Here is a 3729-nt window from a genome sequence, read left to right as displayed (position 1 = left end):
GGCGAAGGTGAGTTGATGGCTCATGATGTCCCTCTGGGATGCGCTCCGGATGAATATGATGATCTCATATCAGGAACTTGTTCGCACCTTCCTTAGGATTTTCGCCACTGAATAAATTATAATAAATTGATTTTATAAGATATTCGTCATGGGCTATATGACCAGTACGAGTTGCATGCTCTAATGTTTCAGATGCCAGTATATGTGCGGCTTCAGCAAACATCCCAGGCCAACCCTTACTCAGCATAGACAGTCCTTTAAGGACTCTTATCTGAATCTCCCTCATACTCGCACCATCACGTGCAACAGGTAAGAAAAAGTCTTCCAGTAGGTCTTTGATCTGAAGTGGCGCAACATGTACTGAAGGATATATCACTTCAGTTTCATCTATTTTATTCTGCGCGTAAGCGGAGAGTATTCGAACACCTCTGCCAATGACATCAATCGCAGTACCGGGATCGTTTACTGCGGGCGAAAGGGCCCTGCAGGCTATTTCGGCCATGACGCTGAGACAGAATCGGGGATCCTGAGCAAATGAACGCACATCCGAGACAATGATCGTTTCAAGTAAATCGGTACAGATTGATGACTCCTGACCAGAACTCAGGTACAAAACTGGCATCGATGGATGTATGAAACTGCCTGGCTGCGCCACAAGATATACATGACGAGGATCATTGCTCAGCAGACTGCCGAGCTTGACCATGTCAATATATTCAACATAGCCAATTTTCTCCGGATATACGGCAACAGTTCCTTTTGGTTGTTCATTGTTCTCAAGCCATGGATATCCGCCAAGACATGGACTTTTTGCTCTCGCAATAAATGTCTCGATCGCCGCCTGTTCTACTTTTGCTGTTGTCTCACCTACCCTGCCCAGAGAGGTCAAATGCTGTATCCAGCGAAGCAATGTGATGATTATTAAGGCAATGACAACCAGTGTTACAATGAATAAAATGACTCTACCCCTTTCTCCGTAGGCTCCCATATTGAGGGCAATAATCCCTACCAGGCTGAAGAGAAAAGAACCGATAAAAGTGGCCAGTACATTTTGTGTGGTTACGTCTTCTACAACTAAACGCGTGGCTCTGGGCGTCACATTAGTAGTGGCTGAACCGTAAGCGGTGACCATGATACTCAGTGAAAATGTGGTCACCGCCAGCATACTCGATGCCAGTATGTTCAGAATATTATCAACTGCTTCCGCACCAACCTTCACTGATACTGACTCTGGGATCATTGATCTAAAAAGAATAGATAAAAGGGCCGTTATTATTGCTACCATTGCAAATAACGTTGCCCTGAACCATAGTTTTTTAAGTGTCTGCCTGAGAATCCATTGCCAGCGTAAAATCATTCAGCATATCCTTGTATTAAGTTCGGGAAAATAAATGCCGCCCGGCAGGACGGCATTTTTGTATTAACGAACGAGGTGCAGGAAGTGCAGGTGTTTTTCGTACTGGTCCAGTATGTCATTAATCAGCTGTTCCTGATTCCAGCCCATCACATCATAGTTTTGACCGCCTTCTTTCAGATAGACCTCAGCGCGATAATATCGATGTTGCTCAACCTGCTGCTCGTCATTGTCCATTGCAGCCATGGCGAAAGCCGGTGAGTTATAGCCACGAAGTCTCACTTCATAAATAAAGTTCAGCTCATTGCCCAAATCGACTTCAAGCCGAATTCGTTCGTCATCAGTATCACTTATATGGCTTATCGTTCCCTGTTTATTCAGTTCTTCCTGAACCAGCGTCATGGCGGGCTGGATAACGTCGCCCATAAAGCGTTTCACAAGAGAGCGCTTTGGCAGATAAGCGATATTGCGCAAGCGTCTCTGCCATGGAATCGGGTTACGCGCTGCAGTCGGAGCAATAGTCGCCATGCTCAGGCTTTCACGCTTGGTCAAATCCCGACGCAGGGCTTTTAATAATCCGTATATGGATATCAGTAAAATCACTGAGAAAGGTAATGCGCTCGCTATTGTCACGGTTTGCAGCGCGCTCAGTCCCCCCGCAATCAGCAGTGCGATTGCCACAATCCCTATGAGCGAGGCCCAGAAAATTCGCTGCCATACAGGCGTGTTAGCGACGCCACCCGATGCCAGCGTATCAACAACCATTGCCCCGGAGTCAGCCGAGGTGACAAAGAAGACAATGACCATCGCCATTGCAATAAATGACAGCACGGAAGAAAACGGGAAATGCTCCAGGAAATTAAACAGGGCCAGCGCGACATCCTGCTGAACGGTATTGGCGAGATCAGCCGCCCCCTGGTGCATAATGAGATAGATTGCGCTGTTACCAAACACCGTCATCCACATGAGCGTGAAGCCGGCGGGAACAAACAGCACGCCGGTGACAAACTCGCGAATGGTTCGACCGCGCGAGACTCTTGCGATGAACATCCCCACAAACGGCGACCATGAAAGCCACCATCCCCAGTACAGTAATGTCCAGCCCCCCAGCCAGTTGCTCGACTTAGGTTCATACGCATAAAGGTTAAAAGTTTTACTCACCAGTTCAGAAAGATAACCGCCCGTATTTTCCACAAATGACTTCAGCAGAAGCACGGTTGGTCCCAGACACAGGACCAGCGCCAGCAGCAGCACTGCCAGGCCCAGGTTGAGCTCAGACAGTATACGTATTCCCTTGTCCAGGCCGGACACCACCGAAATCGTCGCTAAACCAGTGATGACAACGATTAGAATCACCTGCACCGTTTCATTAATAGGCACCCCGAAAAGATGATTCAAACCAGCATTCACCTGCAAAACACCGTACCCCAGCGATGTCGCAACGCCAAAGACGGTGCCAATAACGGCGAAAATATCAACCGCATGGCCTACAGGTCCGTATATGCGCTCGCCAATAATGGGATAAAGTGCGGAACGCAGCGTTAAAGGCAGACCGTGACGGTAACTGAAAAAGGCCAGGATCAGTGCCACAATGGCATAGATTGCCCATGCGTGCAGGCCCCAGTGGAAGAACGTCAGGCGCATTGCTTCCTTCGCTGCCGCAACGGTCTCTGGAGTGCCGACAGGAGGTGAAAGATAATGCATCACAGGTTCAGCAACGCCAAAGAACATCAGGCCGATCCCCATCCCTGCCGAGAAAAGCATCGCAAACCAGGAGTGATAGCTAAAATCAGGCTGCGCATGGTCCGGACCCAGTTTGATATCACCGTAGCGTGAGAGTCCCAGGAACGAGACACTCAGTAGAATCAGGGCCACTGCAAGGATGTAGAACCAGCTGGCATTCGTGAAGATTTGTTGCTGAAGTAGTTTAAAATTTTTGTCGGCGACATCCGGGAATACAGCGGCAAAGGCGACAAGAAGGAAAATTAACAAAGCAGATGTAAAGAATACCGCTTTGTTAATCTGGCTTTTAGACTTCTTTTGGATTGTATCATTTTCACTCATAATCATTTATTCCATTAATTAAAATCCGCACTGTATAGAGGGTACTACATCTCAAAGATTAGCAAACTTCAACTTACGATGCGGCGTCAATCGGAATGCAGAGTGCAAGAGTGGCCATACAGATATCCTGTTGATAGTCTGCCAGCCGTCTTCTGGAGCATTTGATTTGCATAAATTGCATCAGATCTGGGGATTCACTTTGATTAGAGCAATATTGAGGGCACTGTTGCAAATAGTCGGTGGTGATAAACTTATCATCCCCTTTTGCTGATGGAGCTGCACATGAACCCATTCAAAGGCCGGCATTTTCA

2 protein-coding genes are annotated in these 3729 nt (G+C 47.7%); both read right to left on the bottom strand.

Features of this window, described 5'->3' with window-relative positions; genetic code table 11:
• Positions 1-64: 64 nt before the first annotated feature.
• Entirely contained in the window at positions 65-1357 is a 1293-nt protein-coding gene (locus ACOTXF_RS23640; RefSeq protein WP_023304011.1) for a DUF2254 domain-containing protein, read from the bottom strand.
• A 63-nt stretch (positions 1358-1420) separates the two neighbouring features.
• Positions 1421-3418: a BCCT family transporter gene (locus ACOTXF_RS23635; protein WP_008502232.1), complete on the bottom strand. Its 1998-nt coding sequence runs from the start codon at positions 3416-3418 to the stop codon at positions 1421-1423.
• Positions 3419-3729 lie beyond the last annotated feature (311 nt).

This window comes from Enterobacter cloacae complex sp. IR53041 (assembly GCF_049238285.1).
Classification (GTDB): Bacteria; Pseudomonadota; Gammaproteobacteria; order Enterobacterales; family Enterobacteriaceae; genus Enterobacter; species Enterobacter roggenkampii.
Note: the sequence above shows the minus strand (reverse complement) of the source record. Positions and strands in the feature narration are given on the sequence as shown.